Raw genomic sequence first — 20,408 nt, 5'->3', positions numbered from 1 at the left:
CGTACTCCTAGTCCTTGATGGCTCCTGCGGTGACGCCGCCGGCCACGTAGCGCTGCGCCACGATGAGCAGGATGGCCGCGGGGACCGAGGCCACAGCGGCTGTGGCCATGATCGAGTTCCACTGCGTGGTGTTGTTGCCGATGTAGTTGTAGATGCCGAGCGTGATCGGGATCATGTCGCCGTTGCGGTTCAGCGTCGACGCGAAGATGAAATCCGACCAGGCCCACAGGAACGCGAACAAGGAAACCGTCAGCACCGAGTTCCGGCTGACCGGCAGCACCACCGACTGGAAGGTCCGCCAGGTACTCGCGCCGTCGACCTTGGCGGCATGCATGAGTTCCTGCGGGATCCCGGACATGAACGCGGTGAACAGCAGCACCCCGAACGGCACCGCGATGGTCGAGTCGGCCACGATGAGCCCCCACACGGTGTTCAGCCAGCCCAGCCGGACGTAGATGGCATAGAACCCCATAGCCATCACCACGCTCGGGATCATCTGCGCCACCAGCAGCAGGAACGCGATCCCACCGCCGCCGCGTGGCAGCAGCTTGGCCAGTGCATAGCCGGCCGGCGCCGAGATCACGAGCGTCAGCAGCACGCAGCCCAGCCCGATCACCAGACTGGTCCCCAGATTCGCCAGCTGCTGGTCGAACACGTTCGCGTAACCTTCGAACGTCGGATCCCACGGGAACCAGTGCGGCGGGTCCGCCCGCATGTCGCCGGTCTTGGTCAGCGACACGTTGAACATCCAGTAGACGGGGAAGAGCATCAGCGCGGTGAAGAAGACGCCGAGTGCGGTCTTCCACCATGTGCGTCGTCGCGTCATGCCCGATCCTCCCTCCGCCGCAGGTACAGATAGACGAATCCGAAGACCAGCGCGATGACGATGAGCAGGTTGCCGATCGCGGCCGCGGGGGAGAACTCGGGTTGCCCGGTGCCGAAAGCCTCCCGATAGGACCAGATGGACAGCGTGGTCGAGGCGTTGCCCGGTCCGCCCGTGGTCATCACCCAGATGACGTCGACCACCTTGAGCGTGTAGATCAGGCCCAGCAACAGCGTCACGGCCGAGACCGGCCGCAGCAGCGGGAACGTGACGCGCCAGAACTGCTGCCAGGCGTTCGCCCCGTCCAGCGCGGCCGCCTCGTACAGGTCATCAGGGATGTTCTGCAGCCCTGAGTACAGGATGACCAGGTTGAACGGGATACCCAGCCAGATGTTCGCGATCGTCACCGACGCCAGCGCCCACTCCGGCGATGTGAGCCAGTTGATCTGACCGATGCCGAACGCGCCCAGCACCGAGTTGATGATGCCGTTCTCGCTGTTCATCATCCAGGACCAGGTGGACGCCGACACGATCAGCGGCAGCAGCCACGGCACCAGGAACATCGCCCGCAGCACCCCGGAGAGCCGGAAGTTGTTCCGGAAGAACACGGCCAGCGCCAACCCGATGGCGTACTGCACCGTGATCGACACCAGCGTGAACACGGCGGTGTTCCGCAACGCCAGCCCGAACGCGCTCGAGCTGATGACGTCCGCGAAGTTGTCGAACCCGACGAACTCCGGATCGCCCTGCACGAACGCCCGCGGCGTGTAGTCGTGCAGGCTCAGCTCCACATTCCGGTACAGGGGATACGCGTAGAACAGCAGCAGGTACACGATGAGCGGCGCCACGAACGCCACCGCCGCCCACCTCGTCGTACGCACCCGCCGCAGAACTGCTGATCCCCCGCGTGGTGCCGCAGACGGTGCGACGTCTATCGCGTCACCCGCGCTCCGAGGTTCTCCCACGGTCTTCGCAGTCGTTCTCATGACACTTCTTCCTTGTTCATCTGCTACCGAGTCGTGGACGCGCATGGTGGACGGAATCCGACGTGAGCACAGACTGACCGAGCGGAGAGGGGGATCTTCCCGGCCAGGGTAGGCTCGGGCATCGGCGTGGGAGGAGCCCCGCGACGACCTCGCCGCGGGCGAGGCCGGGAAGATCCCCCTCTCCGCGGCCCGACCATCCCAGCTCAACCACCACGGATTCCGTCCCACCACCAACGCCTGCTACTCGGTAGCTGCCTGAGCATCCGCCTGTGCCTGGCTCAGCGCTTCCTCGACACTCATCGACCCGCTGAGCGCGTTCTGCACCGCGGTCCACATCGCCTCGGAGATCAACGGGTAGTCGGTCCCGAGGTCGTCGCTGGTGCGGCCCTTCGCGCTGCGCACCGCCTCGACCCACGGCTCGAGGTCGGGGTTCTCTTCGAGCAGCGCCTCCTGGCCCTCGGCCGTCGGCGGAATGTAGTAGGCGAACGTGTTGGCGGTCTCCACCAGGCCCTCGGGCGTGGTCATGCATTCCACGATTTGGCTGGTGACCTCGTATCGCTCGGCGTCCTCCTGAACCGGCGCGATGATGAACTCACCTCCGGTCGGTGCCGGGGCGCCGCCACCATCCTGCGCCGGGATCGGGATGACACCGGTCGGGAAGCCTGCCTCGGCGGCGCTGTTGACCTGCCATGTCCCGTTCACGACGAAACCGAAGTCGCCGGTGAGGAACTCCTCCCAGGTGGTGTTCTGGGAGTTGGTGATGACCGAGTTGGGCGCGTAGCCGGCGTCCAGCCAGCCGGTCCACAACTCCAGCGCTTCGGCCGCCTCGGGAGAGCCGAGATCGCGCAGATCCGCGCCGGCGCCCCAGAACCAGGGCAGGAACTGGAACGACCCCTCCTCGGTGCCGATGGCGGCGAAGGTGATCCCCTTGTGCCCGGCGGAGACCACCTGGTCCAGGGCGTCGGTGAGCGACGACCAGTCCGTGATCGACTCGGGGTCGACCCCCGCGTCGTCGAGAATCTGCTGGTTGTAGTAGATCGCCAGCGTGTTCGCCCCGATCGGGATCCCGTATGCCTCACCGTCGACGACGCCGGCCGCCAGCAGGTTCTCGTCGATCTGCGACGTGTCGAAGCCGAACTCCTCCATCGTCGTGAGCATCCCGGTGTCGGCGAGCGTCGAGACGGCCGGGTTGTCCAGCAGGATGAAGTCCGGCGACGTGCCCTCCTGCGCCGCCAGCAACGCCTGGTTGGTGAGGGCGGTCGTGTCGTACGGCGTGCGATCGATGGTCACGCCGGCTTCATCGCCGCAGGTCGCCACCCGCTGTGCCCAGTCGGACGAGTCGTCGTGCTGCGGGTACGGGTCCCACCAGGTGTAGGTGCCTCCGGCCGAGGTGGTGTCGCCGCTGCCACCGCTGTCGCCGTTGTCGTCACCATCGGACGAGCAGGCCGACACGGCGGCCAGGCAGAGCAACGCGGCTCCGGTGGTCATGGTGAGTGTGGTGCTGGAGTGACGTCTCACGGTATTCCTCCTTGAACGTGTGAACATCTGTGCGCCCGACCGGATGTGCGGTGGCCGCGCGGGAAGAACTGTTGTGCGTGTCTGAGCAGGATGGCCGGCGTCACGTGTCGGCACGTGACGGGCCGGGGACGCCCGTGCTACCCCGGTCGACGAGCTCCGGGGAGACGAATCGGACGACATACGGTTCGTTGCGCCCCTCGGGCGATTCGATGCGGCGGACGAGCTGACGTACGGCCATCCGTCCGAGCCGGTCCGGTGCGCTCTCGATCGACGAGAACGGCAGCGAGAACAGCCGGGCGAACTCGTCCGAGTAGCGGCCGATGACCGAGAGGTCCTTCGGCACGGTCAGCCCGCGTGTGTGCAGCACAGAGGGGAGAGCCGCGGCGGCGGCCTCGTTGTTCAGCAGCAGCCCGGTGGCGCCGGGATACGCGTCGAGCAGGTCGTTGAGGGTCTGGCCGACGGCGGGTTGCCGCGATTCGCCGTACATCGCATGCAGTGTGATGCCGCGTACCCGGGCCTGTTCGAGCGCCGCGTCCTGCAGCCGCCACACATAGGCGCCGCCCCGTTCCACCACGTGCTGCGGCTGCGAGACCAGGATGAGTTCGCGGTGCCCCAGCGCGTGCATGTGGTCGACCATCATCCGGCCCGCCTCTTCGAAGTCCAGGTCGAAGACGTCGAGTTCGGAACAGTCACCCGGCAGTCCGACGAGCGCGCCGGGCTGCGGCGCGTCGCGCAGGATGTCCAGCCGGTCGTCTTCCTGGGCCACGTTGAGCAGGACGACGCCGTCCACCATCCGGGAATCGGTGATGCGGCGCAAGGCCCGGGCGCCGTCGGCTTCCGTGGCCAGCAGGATGTCGTAGCCCAGCTCGCGGGCGGTGTCGGAGACCCCGAGCATGTACTGCAACATGGCGGGCGCGAACTCGTCCTCGAGGAACTGGGCGAGCAAGCCGATCACCTTCGTCTCCGACGTGGCGAGTGCACGCGCGCCGGCGTTGGCGGTGTAACCCAGGCTGCGGACCGCGTCGTTGACCCGCTGGCGCACCTCCGCGGAGATGGCGCGTTTGCCGGACAGTGCGTACGACGCCGTGCTGCGCGACACTCCGGCGGCCCGTGCCACATCGCCGATGGTGACCACGATCTCCTCCTCCTGCTCCTGCTGCGAACCGGTTCGACATTAGTCGATGGATAGGCCGCCCGGGCCGGGGTATAGCGGTGCTCGTCGGCCCGGGCGGCCGTGTCTTGATCAGCCGGACCGGATCACGGCGCCGGCAGCCGCGAGCTGCTGAACTCGGCGACCGAGATCTTGTCGATCACCGGCGCGTACTGCGCGCGCAGGTGAATGCCGGGCCACAGGTCGTCGCTGTAGGTCTCGCCGTCGAAGTTCGGCTTCTCCTCGGACGCGAACGTGACGGTGTTCGTGCCCTTCCTCAGCTCGACCGGGACGGTGAGTTCCCAGAAGTTGTTCTTGTGGAACGTCCCGGGGAACAGCACGCTCTCCGCCTCGGCACCGTTGACCGAGATGTCCGCCCGCCGCGCCATCGGGTTCGGGTTGTAGTGAGACGCCTCGGACTGCTCCGGGTTGGAGTAGCGGATGCGCATCGCGTACAGCCCGGGCTTGTCGGCCGTGACCTCGAACGATGCCGTGTTCTGGTTGCCGGGCTCGCCGCCGATGCCGCTGATCGCGGCACCGTCGCTGGCCAGGCTGAGCGACGTCAGCTCCGCCGATCCGGCGAGTTCGGCGTCGTCGGCGGAGTACTCGACGGTGGTGAGCGCGCCCGTCGTCGGCTCGACCTCGATCCGGTCGACGAGCAACGCCCCGGACTGTCCGGTGACCGTGATCTTGTTGATCCCGCCGGACAGGGAGACCGCGACCGACGACGACTTCGGGCTCAGTCGCGCCACGTCGTGCCCGTTGACCGCGAGTTCGGCCGTGCCCGCACCGAGCGTATGCGTCGTGATGGTCGACTCCGCGTCCTCGGCCGAATACACCCAGAACGTGGCGACGTCGCCCTTCGATACCTCGACGGCACCTGCTCCGGAGACACCGTGCCGGTCGAACTGGCGGTGCCGGTACACCGGCTCCGCGCCGTCGAGCTGCGCCAGCTCGCCCTCGTACACGGCGCTCGCCGCATCCGGGTTCGGCAGCGCCAGCGTGATCCGATCGATCAGCGCGTCGCCCTGGGTGGCGCCGGATCCGTCGAGGCTCTGCGCCGCGAGCGAGATCGTGTGGGTGCCCGCGGTGAGATCGACCGTGGTGTCGACGTGATCCCACACCACCCACTTGTAGCCGAGCGGCAGGAAGAGCTCCTGTTCCGCCTCGCCGTCGACCCGCAGGAACACATTGGTCGGTCCCTGCTCCTGCACCAGGCTGTACGTGTTCAGCGAGTTGGCGAAGACACTCAGGTCGTACTCGCCGTCCTGAGGAACCTCCACGGTGAAGTCGAGAACACCGTCCGAACCGGTTCGAAGACCGCCGACGTTGAAGCCGCCGGACGTGTAGAACTTGGACACGTCGGACGGCGAGCCCTCGGGTCCGTTCACGCTGTACCCGGAGCCGGTGTACTCGGCGTCTTCCGCTTCGTACGAGGCCTCCCAGACGTTCGGCTGCTCGGCGGTGGGCTCACCGTCGCCGGCGGGTGTCAGCACGATCTCGTACGCCGACGACGCCTCCAGCTCGGGCAGATCGCCGCCGAAGTCGAACGCGACCGAACCGTCGGTCACCTCGACCGTCTGCTCGGCGACGACCTTCGGCCGGTCCGAGTCGCCGATCTGGCCGGTCCACGGGATCTCGCGGATCCAGGCTCGCACGCGGTCGCCGAACAGGTCCGCGGGGACGTTGTCGAACTGGATCCATCCGGCACCGTCCGAACCGCCGAACAGCGCCCGGGCCTGTGCCGTGTCCTCGTCCAGCGTCGCCACGCCCTGCATGGTGTAGTTCTCGCCCGGGAACGGCGGACGTACCTCCACGGTGTGCCCCGTCATCGCGCTGTAGGCGTTGAACAGCCACCACTGACCGTTGCCGCGGTTGGCCTGGACGGCGGTATCGGAGAGGTTGCCGTTGATGTTCCAGAAGGCCATCATCGCGTCGATCTTCGACTCCTCGATCGCCGAGACCCATTGGATCATCTGCCCGGGAACGGAGGTGTGGTAGTTGAAGGCGTACTCGTTGACGTTGATGGGCAGCTCGACGCCGTCGTGCGACGTCCCTTCGAACACCTCGGCCTCCCAGCCCCGGTAGCGCTGGACGCTGGTGCGCACCTGCTCGGGGTGGCTGAGTTCATGCCAGGTGATGATGTCCGGGACGGTGCCGGCCTCGACAGCGTGCTCGAGGAAGCCCTTGACCTGGCTGTACAGCACGCTGGTGTTCGGACCGGAGATGCGGACGCCGGGGAGCTTCTGCTTGATCATCGCGTAGGCGTGATCCCATGCGGCGAAGTAGTCGGTGGGGTCGTTGAGCCAGCTGACGCCGTTGTAGCTCCACTGGCCGGTGCCGAACATGTTGCCTTCGGGTTCGTTGAACGGCTCGATGACGATGTTGTCCAGGTACTCGGGGTCGAATTCGGCGATCTGGTCGAGCTGACGTTCGAGCACCTCCCAGTAGCCGGAGAGCCTCTCCTCGGGTGTGTCGCCCGGCCACTGGTAGGGGAAACCACGGTAGAAGTCCGTGGTCCGCACGTAGATGTCGCCGTCGGTGGCGTCGGCCAGCGGCTTGACCACCTCCAGCGCGTCCGATCCGGGATGCTGCGCTCCGTCTTGGCCCTTGGTGGCCACGGTGCGGACGTTCATGCCCTCGATGATGTTGTCCGTCGGCAGGCCGTCGCCGTAGAGCCCGTACAGGCTGCCGGTGGCGCCGCCGTGGAACTCGCCGGTGTTCTCGGCCAGATCGATCACCATCTCGCCTTCGCGGACCACCGTGACGTTCGCCGTCACCGGGAACTCACCCGCGGACCCGGCCACCGTGAAGGTGCCGCGATCGGCGTAGTCCTCCGGGTCGATATCCGCCCACTCGACCGGCAGGTCCCGGTCGAAGCCGTCGGAGAACTGGGCCCGTACCGCATCCGGGAGCTCCGGCGCCGTGCCGATCGCGGTCCGCACGTCGAAGGTATCCTGCTCCAGGCCGGTGACTGCGGGCAGATCCGCCCCCGCCAGCTCGGCGACCTGCTCGGCGGAGAGTGCCTGCGCGTACACACGGAAGTCATCGATCGCGCCGTCGAACAACGGGTCCGGGTAGAACGAGCGCCCGATGTACCCGGCGATCGAGGCGTTGCCGGAGATGAGCTGGTCAGCGGCGACGTTCGTGGAGGCGGACCCGACGGCGACGCCGTCGAGGTACGTGGTGACGCGGTCGGCGTCCGCGTCCAGTGTCACCGTCAGCGTCTTCCACTCGTCGGCCGGGAGCGCCGCGTATCCGGTCACCTGCGCCTCGCCGCCGGCGCCGGACATGGTCACCGCGGTGCGCAGATCGCCGTCGCCGTTGTACGGCGTGCTGAACAGGTACCGCGTCGTGTTCTGTCCCAGCGCGTAGATCCACTGCCAGGGAGCCGTCGTCCCGTCCCACCTGATCCGGGTCGAGACGGTGAGGTCGGCGTGGTCGCCGAGGACCTCGCGGGGCAGCGCGACATACGCGCCGCCGGAGTTCTGCGCGCCTCCGGGAAGCTCCAGTGCCTGGCCATCGTCGCTGCCGTCGATGAGTTCCGCGGTCGCACCGTTCACCAGCGAGCCGTCGAGTCCGTTGCCGGAGGCATCGGTGACGGTTCCGGACGCAAGATCGTCATTGTCGAAGTCGTAGTGCACGACTGGTTCGGGCAGTTCGGCCGCCGTCGCCGTCAGCACGGAACCTACGGTGACCAGGCTTGCGGCTACCAGGCCCGTGCTCAACATCGTGACCAGCGTGGTCGAACAGGCACCGTTGCGGGTTCGCTCCGGTCTCAATTGCACCATCGTTGCTGCTCCTGCGTTGATGTATGTGTCGTCGTCGCATGTCCGCCTCGCACCGTGGGGGTGCGGGATCGTGCGTGCTCTCCCTTCTCTCTCCCGTTCCGGCCCGTGGTTGTCGAACCGGTTCGACACTGTGCTCGATTCACCGCTGCATGGAAAGCGGGGGTAGGCCGGGCGAATCGCGTACGTTCTTGGCGCACCATTGTGAGCGCTCACAACGCAGCCGTCAATACCCATCTCCCCGCCGCACCTCCGATGATCATGAACACTAACCGTGCTATGGGAACGGAAAGTGTTCATGATCACTACGGGAGTGGGGCGCTCCGGACTACGAGGCTGCAAGTCGCCAGGAGCTGGCGCGTTCGCGCTCGGCCCACAGCCGGGCGTAGCGGCCGTCGGCCGCGAGGAGGTCGGTGTGCGTGCCGCGCTCCACCGCTCGCCCGCCGTCCATGACGACGATCTGATCGGCCGACCGGATGGTGCTGAGCCGGTGGGCGACGACCACCACCGTACGGTCCCGGACCAGCTCGGCGAAGGCCTGCTGGACGGCTTGCTCGTTGATCGGGTCCAGGGCCGAGGTGGCCTCATCGAGCAGGACGATCGGGGAGTCCTTCAGGATGGCCCGGGCGATGGAGATGCGCTGGCGCTCCCCGCCAGACAGCGAGGCCCCGCCTTCACCCACAGGGGTGTCGTACCCCTGCGGCAAGGCGGTGATGAACTCGTGCGCCTGAGCCTGGCGGGCGGCGCCCTCGATGGCCTCGTCGGTGGCGCCTTCGCGGCCGAAAGCGATGTTGTCGCGGATGGTGCCCTGAAACAGGTATACGTCCTGGAAGACGACCGTGATCGCGTCGAACACCTGCTCCGGCGTGAGGTCGCGGACGTCCTCGCCGCCGAGACGCACCGCGCCGTCGTCGACGTCCCAGAACCGCGCGATCAGCGCCAGCACCGTACTCTTACCGGCGCCGGACGGCCCCACCAGGGCCGTCATCGTCTTCGGCGGCACCTGCAGGGACAGTCCGTGCACCACGGGTTGGCCGGGTACGTAACCGAACGTGACGTCGTCGAGCTGGATCGACGGCTCGCTCACACCGGGCCCGACCTCGGTCGGAGACGGTTGCGGCGGCAGATCGTGGATCGCCCCGATGCGACGCAGCGCCGCCTCCGCCATCCGGGACTGCTCCGCGCTGCCGACCACCTGGAGCAGCGGCGGGTAGACGCGCAGCACCAGCACGAGGAAGATCAGCACGGTCCCGGCGTCGATGCGTCCGTCGGCGTACCAGTAGCCGAGCGCGCCGATGGTCGACGGGATGCCGAGCTCCACGATCACCATGGTCAGCAGGGCCACCGGCACCAGCTTGACCGTCAGCCGCTCGTTGATGCGCCGGACGTCGGCGACCGCGTCGTGGAACCAGTTCAGCCGCGAGCCGGTCCGGTCGAAGGCCCGGACGACCGCGATGCCCTGCACGTACTCGATCACACGGTCGTTCGCCGTGGCGATCAGGTTGCCACGCTCCAGCGACTGCCGGCCGAGATAGCGGGACGTCCACTTGTACAGCGGCAACGAGGCCGCGACGCTGGCCGCCACCACGAACGCCATCGGCACGTCGACGGTGAGCAGCCCGGCGACGATGAACACCGGCAGCGACACGGCGCGGAACCACGTCGGAAGGCCGCTGTGGGCGTAGGTGGAGACCGCCTCCATGTCGCTGGTGAGCACCGTGGACACGTCGCCGGTTCCGCGGTCGCGGACGGTGCCGAGCGGGAGACGCTGCACGTGTTTCAGCGTGTCGGTGCGGGCCTGACCGATCCCGTAGAACGTCGCCGTCCAGGCCAGCCGGTTGCTGATGTAGCCGAAGACGTACTGACCCGCCACGCCGGCCAGGACGAGCCCGATGGCCAGCCAGACCTGACCGCCCTCGAGCGTGTCCGTCCGGATCCGCTCCACCGCCCACACCAGGGTCACCACCGGGACGGCGGCAGCCATCGCCATCAGCACCTGGGTGACCAGCGCGACGGCGAACGCGCGGCGGTGCGGGCCGAACAGCCGCCAGATGGTGCGGACCGTGCCGGTGTAGAACGCGGGCTGGGTGGCGGCGGTGGTGGTCATGGGGATGCCATCCTCCTGCTGGGTGTCGTGATGCTGCGCTGTCATGGGCGCTCCTGGTGGACCGCGTCGCCGAGGGCGACCTGTTCGGCGGCCTGGAACGCCTGCCACATGGTGGCGTAGAGGCCGTCCGCGGCCACCAGCTCGCCGTGGTGCCCGCGCTCGACGATCCGGCCGTCGTCGACGACGAGGATCTGCTCCGCGCCGACGATGGTCGACAGCCGGTGCGCCACGATGATGACGGTGCGGTCGGCCACCAGCGCGTCGACCGCGTCCTGCAGGGCCACCTCGTTCTCCGGATCGACGAAGGCGGTGGCCTCGTCCAGGACGACGACCTCGGTGTCCTTGAGCAGGGTCCGGGCGATGGCGAGCCGCTGCCGCTCACCACCGGAGAGCCGGGCGCCGTGCTGGCCGATGCGGGTCTGGTAGCCGTCCGGCATCGCGGCGATGAACTCGTGTGCCCGCGCCGAGCGGCAGGCCTTCTCCAGCTCCTCGTCGGTGGCGTCCGGGCGGGCCAGCCGCAGGTTGGCGGCGACGGTGTCGTCGAAGAGGAACGTCTCCTGGAAGACGAACGAGACGTGCCGCATGAGCTGCGAGAACGGGATCTGGCGGACATCCGTCCCACCGACCCGGATGGAGCCGGCGTCCACATCGAAGAACCGGCAGATCAAGCGGGCCACGGTGCTCTTGCCCGCGCCGGACGGACCGACCAGCGCGGTCACCGTGCCCGGCTCGGCGTGGAAGGACACGCCGCTGAGCGCGTCCCGCTCGGCGCCGTCGTACCGGAAGCTCACGTCGTCGAACTCGACCGAGGAGTCGCGCAGCTCCGCCTCGCGGTCCGCCTCGGGCAGCTCGCCGGCGTCCTTCAGCTCGTTGATCAGCTGGACCCCGTAGGTCAGGTGGGACATGTTGGCGCTGAAGTCGAGCAGCTTGACGACGGGCGTCCCGTAGCCCAGCCCGATCACGAAGAAGAACAGCAGCTCGGGGGTGTCGATGGCGTCGTTGGACCACAGCAGCAGGCCGACCGGGACGATGGTGACCACGGTGGCCGCGGCGACCGTGTAGAAGGCGGTGAACAGGGGGAGGAAGGCCCGTCCCCAGTCGGCCTGATACTTCGCGGCCGCGTGGATCGCCTCCTGCGTCTCGGCGAACGTCTCGCCGGTGCGGTTGAACGTCCGCACGATCGGCAGCCCGCGGACCATCTCGACGATCGAGCCGTTCATCCGGCCCATCGACGCCATGTAGCCGCCCATGAGCGGCTGGCTGCGAGCGACGCCGCGGCTCATCAGAGCGATGGCGGCGACGACGCAGACGGCCGCGGCGAGCGCCATTCGCCAGTCGACGACGAGCATCCACACGGTGCTGGCGAGCACCACGACGACGGCGGCGACCAGGTCCGGGATCGCATGCGCGAGGAAAAGCTCCAGGCGTTCGATGTCCTGCGACAGCGTGCGCTGGATCTCTCCGGACCGTTTCCCGGTGACGCGTCCCAGCGGCACCCGGCCCAGCCGCTCGCCGATCCGCATCCGCAGCCGGAACAGCGTGCCGAACGCGGCTCGGTGCGAGATGGACGTGGACAGACCCAGGAAGAGGTACTGCCCGACCACCAGCGCGAGCGCGGCCCAGGCGTAGCCGTAGAAGTCGTCCGCGCCGGCCGTGCCGTCCACGACGCCGCGCACGGCCAGGTAGATGACGTAGAACGGGCCGAGCTGGCACAGCGTGGCCAGCACGGCCAGGACGGCGGACAGGATGTACCGGCCGGCGTCGTCGCGGGCGAACGGGAGCAGCGCGGCGATCCGCGTCTGCAGCGTGCCGGCGCCGCCGCCAGGGTCGGGCTCGGGCGGCGGATCGGTCTCCGATGGGGTCGGGGAGACGGATTCGGAGGTGTCGACGCTCACGGGTTTCCTCCCAGCGGTGTGGACAGGTGTGCAGTCTCAGGGCCGCGCCGCGGCGGCGGCGCCGTCGCCAACGTCGCCCGCAGCGACGTGACGGCGCCGACCAGTGACGCGGTGACCGGATGGCGCGGTCGGTCGAACACGTCGGCGGTGGGGCCGCTCTCGCGGACCCGGCCGGCGTCGAGCACCACCACCCGGTCGGCGACGCGCCGGATGTGGCCGAGCTCGTGGGTGATGAACACGACGGCGACGCCCAGCTCGTCGCGGAGCCGGTCGATCAGGTCCAGCACGGCCGCCGCGACGGTAGTGTCCAGGGCGGAGGTGACCTCGTCGCAGATCAGCACCGACGGCCGGGCCGCCAGCGCCCGGGCCAGGGCGACCCGCTGGCGTTGCCCGCCGGACAGCTCGGCCGGGCGACGGCGGCCGTCCGCCGCGCCGACGCCCACCCGTTCGAGCAGCTCGGCGGCGATGCCGGCGGCGCGCGTGCGCGATTCGCCGTGCAGCAGCCGCGCGGGCCGGGCGACGGAGGCCAGCACCGAGCGGCGCGGGTGCAGCGAGCCGAACGGATCCTGCGGGACGAGCTGCACGGCCGCCCGCTCGCTGGCGCCGCGTCCGGCGGCGTGCGGGGCGACGGCGGTTCCGTCGATGACGATCCGGCCGTCGCTGGGCGGATGCAGCCCGACGATCGACCTGGCCAGCGTGGTCTTGCCCGACCCGCTGGCGCCGATGATCGCCACGCACTCGCCGGCCGCGACGTCGAGCGAGACGCCGTGCAGCACACCGGTGGTGCCGAAACCGGCGTGGACGTCGTCCGCCCGCAGCACCGGCCGGCCGTCCGTGGACGAGGGCGTGGTGGGCGACCCGTCTCCGATCTGCGCTCCGGCCCGTCGGGTCGTGGCCCGGCGCTGTTGGCTCGACGACGGTTCGGATTCGGCGTCCGGATACGCGTCGACCAGCCGCCGGGTGTACTCCTGCCGCGACGAGATCAGGACCTCCACGGTGGGGCCGGTGTCGACCGCCCGCCCGTCGTGGAGCACCAGCAACTCGTCGCAGGCGCGGGCGGCGAGCTCCAGATCGTGCGTCACCACCAGCAGCGCGAAGCCGAGCTCCGCCTGCCACCGTTCGATCTCGGCGACGACGGCGCGGCTGGTCACCGTGTCCAGCCCGGCGGTCGGTTCGTCCAGCACGACCAGCTGCGGCCGGGCCGCCAGCGCCCGCGCCAGCGCGAGCCGGCGCTGCTGCCCGCCGGAGAGCTGGCCGGGCAGGCGTCGGCGGAACTCCTCGTCGTCCGGGAGGTCGACCGCGCGCAACCGGGCGGCGACCCGAGCCGGCGACGGCGACTCGAGCAACTCGGCGATCTGCCGCCCGACCGGCATGGTGGGTGTCAGCGCCGCGGCCGGGTCCTGCGCCAGCCATGCGGTGGCGTGTCGGCGCAGCGAGCGGCGGGCCCGCTCCGGCAGCGCGAAGAGATCGCGGCCGGTGAGATGGACCGTGCCGGCCTGCCGCCGCAGCCCCGGCCGGACCACGCCGAGCGCGGCCAGCGCCAGCGTGGTCTTTCCGGCCCCGGACTCGCCGACGATGGCCAGCCTCCCGCCGGCGCCGAGCCGGTACGAGACGTCGCTGAGCACGGGTCCGGTGCGGGCCCCGACGGTCAGGTTCTCCACGACGACGACGTCGCTCATCACACCGACCTCCGGGCCGTGTCGGCGAGCCGGTCGGCCACCAGGTTGACCGAGACCACGACGGCGACGATGCCGACCGCCGGCGCCACCACCGCCCACGGGTTGAGCGGCACGCCGACGACGTTGTCGGCGACCATCCCCGCCCAGCTGTGCCCCAGCGCCGAGCCACCCAGCCCGAGGAAGCTCACCGAGGCGATGACGTAGATCGCGCCCACCAGGCGCAGCCCGGCGTCAGCGAGCACCGGCGCGGCGACCGTGGGCAGCACCTCCCGCACCAGCAGCGTCGGGGTGCGTTCGCCGATCGCCACCGCATGCTCCACGTAGCCGCGATGGACGACGGCCGAGGTGGCCGCCCGGGTGAACCGCATGGTGCTCGGGACGCCCAGCAACGCCACCACCACGATCAGCACGGCCGTGCCGGACCCGCTCGCCGCGTTCAGCGCCAGCACGGTGATCAGCAGTGGCGGCACCACCAGTAACAGCTCGCTGGCCCGCACCGCGAGCGCACCGAGCGCACCGTGCCGCCAGCCGGTCAGCAACCCGAGCGACGCACCGATCAGCGTGCCGATCACCGTGGCCACCAGCGGGAGCACGATCAATGTCAACCCGGAGTCGAGCACCATCGACCACACATCCCGCCCGAGGTGGTCGGTGCCTAGGGGGATTCCCGGGCCGGGTGGCAGGAACGGACGCCCGCGCGAGGCCGTGGCGGCATCGTCGACGACGAGCGGCCCGGCCAGCGCGACGGTCGCGGCGACGACGCCGGGCGCGGCCACCAGCAGCCAGCCTGGCGTCAGCCGGACCATTGGGGCCTCCCTGCCAGCTCGGCCAGCCAGAAGCCGGTGACGGCGACGGCGGCCAGCAGCATCCCGGCGCCGCCGAGCAGAACCGCGTCCCGGTTGGCGGCGGCCTCGGCCACCAGCGCGGCCAGGCCCGGGTACCCGAACGCGGTCTCCACGACGAGCGCGCCACCGGCCAGGTACGGGATGGCCAAAGCCAGGGCCTGGGCGATCGGGGCGCGCACCGAGGGCAGCAGGTGGCGCGCGAGTACCGCGGGTTCCCGGATGCCGGCCAGCCTGGCGGCCTCCACGTGCGGGGACCCGGCCGCCTCGGCGACGGCGGCGCGGACCAGACGCGCGGTGAACGACCCGGCGACGGCGGCCAGCGTGACGGTCGGCAGGACCAGCTTGGCCGGTTCGGCCAGGGCACCGGAGCCGCCGCTCACCAGCGACACCGGCGGGAACCAGCCCAAGCCGTGCGCGAAGACGGTGATCAGGAGCGTGGCCAGGACGAACTCCGGGACGGACAGCAGCGCCAGCGCGCCCAGCGACGTCGCCCGGTCACCGGCCGTCCCGGGCCGGGATCCCGCCAGGATTCCCGCCGGGACGGCGACGCACACGACGATGGCCAGCGCTCCGGCGGCGAGCACCAGGCTGCGGCCGGCATGCTCGGCGATCACCGGCCCGACCGGCTGCCGGGTCAGCGCGCTGATCCCGAAATCTCCGGTCAGCAGGCCTCCCAGCCAGTCCAGGTAGCGCTCCGCCGGCGGCCGGTCCAGGCCCAGCTCGGCCCGGAGCCGGGCCGTCCGCTCCGGCTCGGCATTCATCCCCAGTGCCTGACTGGCCGGATCGCCCGGCAGGATCTCCACGGCCAGGAACAGCCCGAAGCTCACCACCAGCAGCACGAGCGCCGCCGGCGCCAGGTGGCGCGGCAGCCGGCGGGACAGGCTCGCGGCGCGTCCGCTCACGCCATCGTGACCTGATCGAGCAGGGGTATCGACTGCGAATAGCGCAGGCCGTCGACGCCGGCGGCCACCGCGTCGAGCTGTTCGGCGTATCCCCAGACCAGGTCGCCGCCGTGCTCCCACAGGTAGGCCTGGATCTCGTCGAGCGCCGCCTGCCGGTCGTCGGGGTCGACGGTGGCCTGCATCCGGGTGAGCAGGCCGTCGTACTCTTCTCCGCCCACGCCGGTGACGTTGAAACCACCGGCGCTGCCGGTGAAGGCGGCGATGTGCGTCGCGGCCGGCCGGTTGACCCACGGGATGGCCTGGAAGGGGGTGCTCATCAGGGTCTCGAAGTCGGCGAAGTAGGTCGCCGGATCGGCGCTCTCCACCGTGACGGTCAGGCCCGCCTCGGCGGCCTGCTCGACAAGAAGATCGGCGGCGTCGGTCAGGCCGGGCGCCAGCTCGGCGACCCGCAGCGTGACCTCGCTGACGCCGGCGCCGCTGAGCAGCGCCCGTGCCCGCTCGACGTCGTGCTCACGCTGGGCGAGGTCGGAGTTGAACCCCACCAGGTCATGCCCGACGATGTCGTTGCCGACGACGCCCTGGCCGAACAGGACGGTGTCGATCAGCGCTTGCCGGTCGACCAGGAGTTTCATCGCCAGCCGGACGTCCGGGTCGTCGAAGGGCGGCAGACCCGTGTTCATCTCGAACGTCAGTGCCTGCGAGTTGGCCGCACCGCCACGGACGATGGTGAGCGCCGCGTCGTTCTCGACGCCCGCCGCCCCGGCCGCGCTGACCGCGTGGGCGTAGTCGATCTCGCCGCCGCGCAGCGCGTTCAGCCGGGTCTCGGCGTCGGCGATGGCGACGATGTCGACCTCGTCCAGCATCGCGGTGCCGTCCCAGTAGTCCGGGTTGCGTTCCAGCAGCCGTCCGTCGCCGGTGCCCGACGCCAGCCGGAACGGTCCGGTCCCGATGCCGGACTCCCACTGGTCGCCCGACGTGCCGTCCGGGAAGACGAACGAGAACGTCGCGAGCCCGCCCTCGACGAAGTCCGCCCGCGGGCGGTGCAGGGGGAGCCGCAGTGTGCGTGCGTCGACGACGGTCAGGTTCGCCGCGTCGAGATCGGCGTAGTACTGGCTGAAGTTCGGGCTCTGCTCCGGGTCGGCCAGCGCCGCCAGCGAGTAGCGCACGTCGTCGGCGGTGCACGGCCGGCCGTCGTGGAAGGTGACGTCGGGGCGGAGTCGGATGGTGAACTCGGTCGCGTCGGCGTTGGGCTCGATCGACTCCGCGAGCCGGAGCTCGATGTCGTCGCCGGCGAGCGACACCATCGGGTCGTGCAGGGCGTGGATCGAGATGTAGTCCGTGATCGCCGTGGCGGTGAGCACGTTGAGCGTCTCGGTCGCGGCCCCGGCCGCCCCGAGCCGCAGCCGGCCACCGGCCGAAGGGGTGGCGCTGGGGTCGGTCCCGGCATCGGCGGTGCTGTCCGACGAGCAGCCGGTGAGCACACCGCCCGCGGCTCCGGCGGCGGCGAGTCCGAACGTGCCCCACAGGAATCCCCGGCGGCTCAGCGGCCGGGGGACGACGGGGCGGGAAGGAAGGGAACGGGTCACGACAGGTCCTTATCGATGGGTGGGTGGGTCCGTCGGGTGGTCCGCCGGGCTCGAAGGTGGGGAGCGATGCTGCGCAGCTTCTCGCAGGTCTCCTCCCACTCCCGGTCCGGAACGGATTGGCTCATGACGCCGGCGCCGGCCCGCAGCCAGCTGCGGCCGCCGCGCTGGAACACGGTGCGCAGGGCCAGCGCCGCGTCCAGCGAGCCGTCGCCCTCGGCCATCAGGACGGCGCCGCCGTACAGGCCGCGCGGCTCGCTCTCCCGGCTGCGGATGACCCGCAGCGCCGCGGGCTTCGGCGCGCCGGTGACGGTGACGGCGGGGAAGAGGGCGGCCAGCGCCGTCCAGGCGTTCTCGCCGTCACGTAGCCGGCCGGTCACGCGCGATGCCAGGTGCTGCACGGAGCCGCGTTCCTGGACCGACATGAACTCGGTGACGGCCACGCTTCCGCCCTGGCAGATGGCCCCGATCTCATCGACGGCCAGCCGGACGGAGATGGCGTGCTCGTGCACCTCCTTGGCGTCGCCGAGTAGCTCTTCGCGCAGCCGCAGGTTCTCGGTGGCGTCGGGGCCGAACGCGCGCGTCCCGGCCAGCGGCTGGGTTCGGACGCGCCCGTCGCTGTCGACCTCGACGACGGTCTCCGGGCTGAATCCGGCGGCACGCCATCCGCCGGTGTCGAGCAGGAACGAGCGGGCGGGCGTGTTGCCGCGCCGGCCGGTGAGATACGACGTGATCAGGTCGAGCTCCGGCTCGTCCGGCAGCGGAACCACCCGGGAGAGCACCGCCTTCTCCAGCCGCCGGTCGCGGATGTCGTCGACGGTGTGCGCCACGGCGCGGTGGTAGGGCTTCGGGTCCGCGGCGGGGACGGAGAACTCCGCGCTGGACAGGGAGAACTCCGTGGCGGGGAGGGCGGGCTCCGCGGCGGCGGACGTCGCCCCGGGAGGGGCGAGGAGGTCCGGCACCCGGTGCACCCAGGCCGGCGTCGCACCCCGGATCCGCGCCCGCCCGGGGGTCAGCTCCACGTCGACCAGCGGGAACATCAGATGCAGCAGCGGTTCCGTGCCCGCCGCGGCCGCGTCGCCGTGCAGCAGGTGGGCGAGCTCGAACGCGGCCCAGCCGTGGCAGCGCCAGCTCGGATACTCCAGTGCGTGCACGGCCCGGGCCACGCGCGCCAGCGGCTCTCCGGCGGTGGGTGTGGTCCAGGCGTGCCCGTCGGCCGTCATCCGTAGTAGCCGGGAGTCCACCGTCAGCGTGGCGCCCGGACCGGCGGCGAAGTACCAGGTGCCGGCGCGCTCGTAGACCGCGTACTCCTCGGCGAGGCCCGCGCCGGCCAGCCGGACGGCGGCCTCGGCCGGGTCGTCCGGCGCCGCCGCCTTGACGGTGTGCTCCAGCCGGGGTACCGCCGACGCCCACGCGCTGACCGGGTCGCTCCTCATGCCGTCGCCCCGATCCGTTCGGCCAGCGCCCGTTTGTCGGTCTTGCCGACCGTGGTGACCGGGAACGACTCGACCACCTCGACCCGGTCGGGAATCTTGAACGCGGCCACGCCGCGGTCGGACAGGAACGCGGCCAGCTCAGCGCGGTCCGGCGGCGTGACGCCGGGAGCAGGGATGACGAAGGCGCAGCTGCGCTCCCCGAGCAACTCGTCCGGGGTGGCGACGACGGCGGCGTCGGCCACGGCCGGGTGGGCGACGAGGTGCTCCTCGACCTCGGCTGCGGCGATCTTGTCGCCGCCGCGGTTGATCTGATCCTTGACCCGGCCCTCGACGACGAGGTGGCCGGTGCGGGTCACCCGGACCAGGTCACCGGTGCGGTAGTACCCGTCGGCGGTGAACGAGGCCGCGTTGTGCTCCGGTGCCCGGTAGTAGCCGCGTGGCGTGTACGGGCCGCGGGTGAGCAACTGGCCGACGTCGCCCGGCGCGACGTCGTCGTCGTTCTCGTCGACCACCCGGATCTCGTCGGCGGGCGAGAGCGGCCGGCCCTGGGTATGCAGGACGATCTCCTCCGGAGCTCCGGGCTCGGTGAAGTTCAGCAGCCCTTCGGCCATCCCGAACACCTGCTGCAGCACCGGACCGAACGCGTCGGTGACCAGCCGGGCGTGCTCGGGCAGCAGGCGCGCCCCGCCCACCTGGAGCAGCCGCATGCTGGAGAGATCTTCATCCGACCAGGCTGTGGCCTCGGCCCACATCCGCGCGGTGGGCGGCACCAGCGCGGTGACGCTGACCCGCTCTCGCTGGATCGTCTCGAACGCCTCGTCCGGCGCGGCGATATCGGTGAGCACGACGGCGCCGCCGGCGTCGATGGTGCCGAGGACACCCGGGCAGCCGAGCGCGAAGTTGTGCGCCGCCGGTAGCGCGGCCAGGTAGACGTCGTCGCCGCTGAGCCGGCAGGTCTCGGCGCTGGCCCGAAGGTTGTAGACATAGTCGTCGTGGGTGCGGGGGATGAGTTTGGGTAGTCCGGTGGTCCCGCCGGACACCAGCATCAATGCCACGTCCGAAGGGTCGGTCCGCGGGAACTCGGCGTTGCGGCTCGGCGACGGCGCGGCGAGCTCGTCGGCGATGAGCACCTTCAGCTCGGGCAGCGCGGCGCGGACGTCGCCGGCCAGGCCGCGGTAGTCGAAGCCGGGGTGGTGACCGGGGATCACGTATCCGGTGGCGCCGGAGAGTCCGCACAGGTGGGTGATCTCGCTGCGGCGGTGCATCGGTAATGCGAGCACGGGGATCGCACCGGCGCGCTGCAGGCCGAAGAAGACGGTCAGGAAGTCGACGGTGTTGCCGAGCTGTACGACGACGCGGTCGCGCGGGTCGATCCCCGCGCGGGACAGCGCCGTGGCGACGCGGGAGGCCGCGTCGTCGAGCTCGGCGTAGCTGAGGCGGTGTGTCGCATCGCTGGCGACCGGCCGGTCTCCCCGTTCGATGGCGCGGCGTCGTAGCAGGTCATCGAGGGTCTCGCCGCGCCAGAAGCCGGCCTGTCGGTAGCGCTCGGCCAGCTCAGCCGGCCAAGGGACGCAGCCATCGAGCAACGTCGTCCGCCTTTCTTCAAGGACAGCCACTTGCCGTCGATCGTGAAGTCGTAATAGAAAGGATTATCATTCTTGTCCAGGTTACGCCAGACGGGGTACAGGGGTGGATT

General features: G+C 70.3%; 13 protein-coding genes. All 13 read right to left on the bottom strand.

Features of this window, described 5'->3' with window-relative positions; all coding sequences use genetic code 11:
- Positions 1 to 7: 7 nt before the first annotated feature.
- A complete protein-coding gene (locus tag G1H10_RS21420) occupies positions 8 to 826 on the bottom strand; it encodes a carbohydrate ABC transporter permease (RefSeq protein WP_163741545.1) in 819 nt (272 codons plus the stop codon).
- Positions 823 to 1,809 carry a carbohydrate ABC transporter permease gene (locus G1H10_RS21415; protein ID WP_163741543.1) on the bottom strand — a complete coding sequence of 329 codons (987 nt, stop codon included), beginning with the start codon at positions 1,807 to 1,809 and terminating at the stop codon, positions 823 to 825. The genes G1H10_RS21420 and G1H10_RS21415 overlap by 4 nt, the downstream gene beginning before the upstream one ends.
- Positions 1,810 to 2,049: 240 nt before the next feature.
- Entirely contained in the window at positions 2,050 to 3,297 is a 1,248-nt protein-coding gene (locus G1H10_RS21410; RefSeq protein WP_163741618.1) for a sugar ABC transporter substrate-binding protein, read from the bottom strand.
- Positions 3,298 to 3,427: 130 nt separating this feature from the next.
- Positions 3,428 to 4,462 (bottom strand): LacI family DNA-binding transcriptional regulator, encoded by a 1,035-nt coding sequence (locus tag G1H10_RS34685; RefSeq protein ID WP_216853521.1) that lies wholly within the window; start codon positions 4,460 to 4,462, stop codon positions 3,428 to 3,430.
- Between the two features lie 122 nt (positions 4,463 to 4,584).
- The gene (locus tag G1H10_RS21400; RefSeq protein WP_216853520.1) at positions 4,585 to 8,268 is read right to left on the bottom strand and encodes a LamG-like jellyroll fold domain-containing protein; all 3,684 of its coding nucleotides are present in this window, start codon (positions 8,266 to 8,268) and stop codon (positions 4,585 to 4,587) included.
- 325 nt (positions 8,269 to 8,593) lie between these two features.
- On the bottom strand, positions 8,594 to 10,417 hold the full coding sequence (locus tag G1H10_RS21395) for an ABC transporter ATP-binding protein (protein WP_163741541.1): 1,824 nt from the start codon (positions 10,415 to 10,417) through the stop codon (positions 8,594 to 8,596).
- Positions 10,414 to 12,267, bottom strand: coding sequence for an ABC transporter ATP-binding protein (locus G1H10_RS21390; RefSeq protein ID WP_163741539.1), 1,854 nt, complete (start codon positions 12,265 to 12,267; stop codon positions 10,414 to 10,416). The genes G1H10_RS21395 and G1H10_RS21390 overlap by 4 nt, the downstream gene beginning before the upstream one ends.
- A complete protein-coding gene (locus tag G1H10_RS21385; protein WP_163741537.1) occupies positions 12,264 to 13,946 on the bottom strand; it encodes an ABC transporter ATP-binding protein in 1,683 nt (560 codons plus the stop codon). Before G1H10_RS21385 ends, G1H10_RS21390 begins: the two co-directional genes overlap by 4 nt.
- Positions 13,946 to 14,752 carry an ABC transporter permease gene (locus G1H10_RS21380; protein WP_163741535.1) on the bottom strand — a complete coding sequence of 269 codons (807 nt, stop codon included), beginning with the start codon at positions 14,750 to 14,752 and terminating at the stop codon, positions 13,946 to 13,948. Before G1H10_RS21380 ends, G1H10_RS21385 begins: the two co-directional genes overlap by 1 nt.
- Entirely contained in the window at positions 14,740 to 15,693 is a 954-nt protein-coding gene (locus tag G1H10_RS21375) for an ABC transporter permease (protein WP_163741533.1), read from the bottom strand. Before G1H10_RS21375 ends, G1H10_RS21380 begins: the two co-directional genes overlap by 13 nt.
- Positions 15,690 to 17,279: an ABC transporter substrate-binding protein gene (locus tag G1H10_RS21370; RefSeq protein WP_163741531.1), complete on the bottom strand. Its 1,590-nt coding sequence runs from the start codon at positions 17,277 to 17,279 to the stop codon at positions 15,690 to 15,692. The genes G1H10_RS21375 and G1H10_RS21370 overlap by 4 nt, the downstream gene beginning before the upstream one ends.
- Complete coding sequence (locus G1H10_RS21365; RefSeq protein ID WP_163741529.1) at positions 17,276 to 18,712, bottom strand: salicylate synthase; 1,437 nt, start codon at positions 18,710 to 18,712, stop codon at positions 17,276 to 17,278. The genes G1H10_RS21370 and G1H10_RS21365 overlap by 4 nt, the downstream gene beginning before the upstream one ends.
- The gene (locus tag G1H10_RS21360) at positions 18,709 to 20,298 is read right to left on the bottom strand and encodes a (2,3-dihydroxybenzoyl)adenylate synthase (RefSeq protein WP_163741613.1); all 1,590 of its coding nucleotides are present in this window, start codon (positions 20,296 to 20,298) and stop codon (positions 18,709 to 18,711) included. Before G1H10_RS21360 ends, G1H10_RS21365 begins: the two co-directional genes overlap by 4 nt.
- Positions 20,299 to 20,408 lie beyond the last annotated feature (110 nt).

The sequence above is a fragment of the Phytoactinopolyspora halotolerans genome, assembly GCF_010550675.1.
GTDB lineage: Bacteria > Actinomycetota > Actinomycetes > Jiangellales > Jiangellaceae > Phytoactinopolyspora > Phytoactinopolyspora halotolerans.
The sequence above is the reverse complement of the archived record's forward strand: the minus strand, read 5'-3'. Positions and strand labels throughout refer to the sequence as shown.

Excerpts from the sequence above, each read along its gene's own strand:
- G1H10_RS21420 (WP_163741545.1), bottom strand. The coding sequence starts at position 826 with ATGACGCGACGACGCACATGGTGGAAGACCGCACTCGGCGTCTTCTTC.
- G1H10_RS21415 (WP_163741543.1), bottom strand. The coding sequence starts at position 1,809 with ATGAGAACGACTGCGAAGACCGTGGGAGAACCTCGGAGCGCGGGTGAC.
- G1H10_RS21410 (WP_163741618.1), bottom strand. The coding sequence starts at position 3,297 with ATGACCACCGGAGCCGCGTTGCTCTGCCTGGCCGCCGTGTCGGCCTGC.
- G1H10_RS21400 (WP_216853520.1), bottom strand. The coding sequence starts at position 8,268 with ATGGTGCAATTGAGACCGGAGCGAACCCGCAACGGTGCCTGTTCGACC.
- G1H10_RS21395 (WP_163741541.1), bottom strand. The coding sequence starts at position 10,417 with ATGACAGCGCAGCATCACGACACCCAGCAGGAGGATGGCATCCCCATG.
- G1H10_RS21385 (WP_163741537.1), bottom strand. The coding sequence starts at position 13,946 with ATGAGCGACGTCGTCGTCGTGGAGAACCTGACCGTCGGGGCCCGCACC.
- G1H10_RS21380 (WP_163741535.1), bottom strand. The coding sequence starts at position 14,752 with ATGGTCCGGCTGACGCCAGGCTGGCTGCTGGTGGCCGCGCCCGGCGTC.
- G1H10_RS21365 (WP_163741529.1), bottom strand. The coding sequence starts at position 18,712 with ATGAGGAGCGACCCGGTCAGCGCGTGGGCGTCGGCGGTACCCCGGCTG.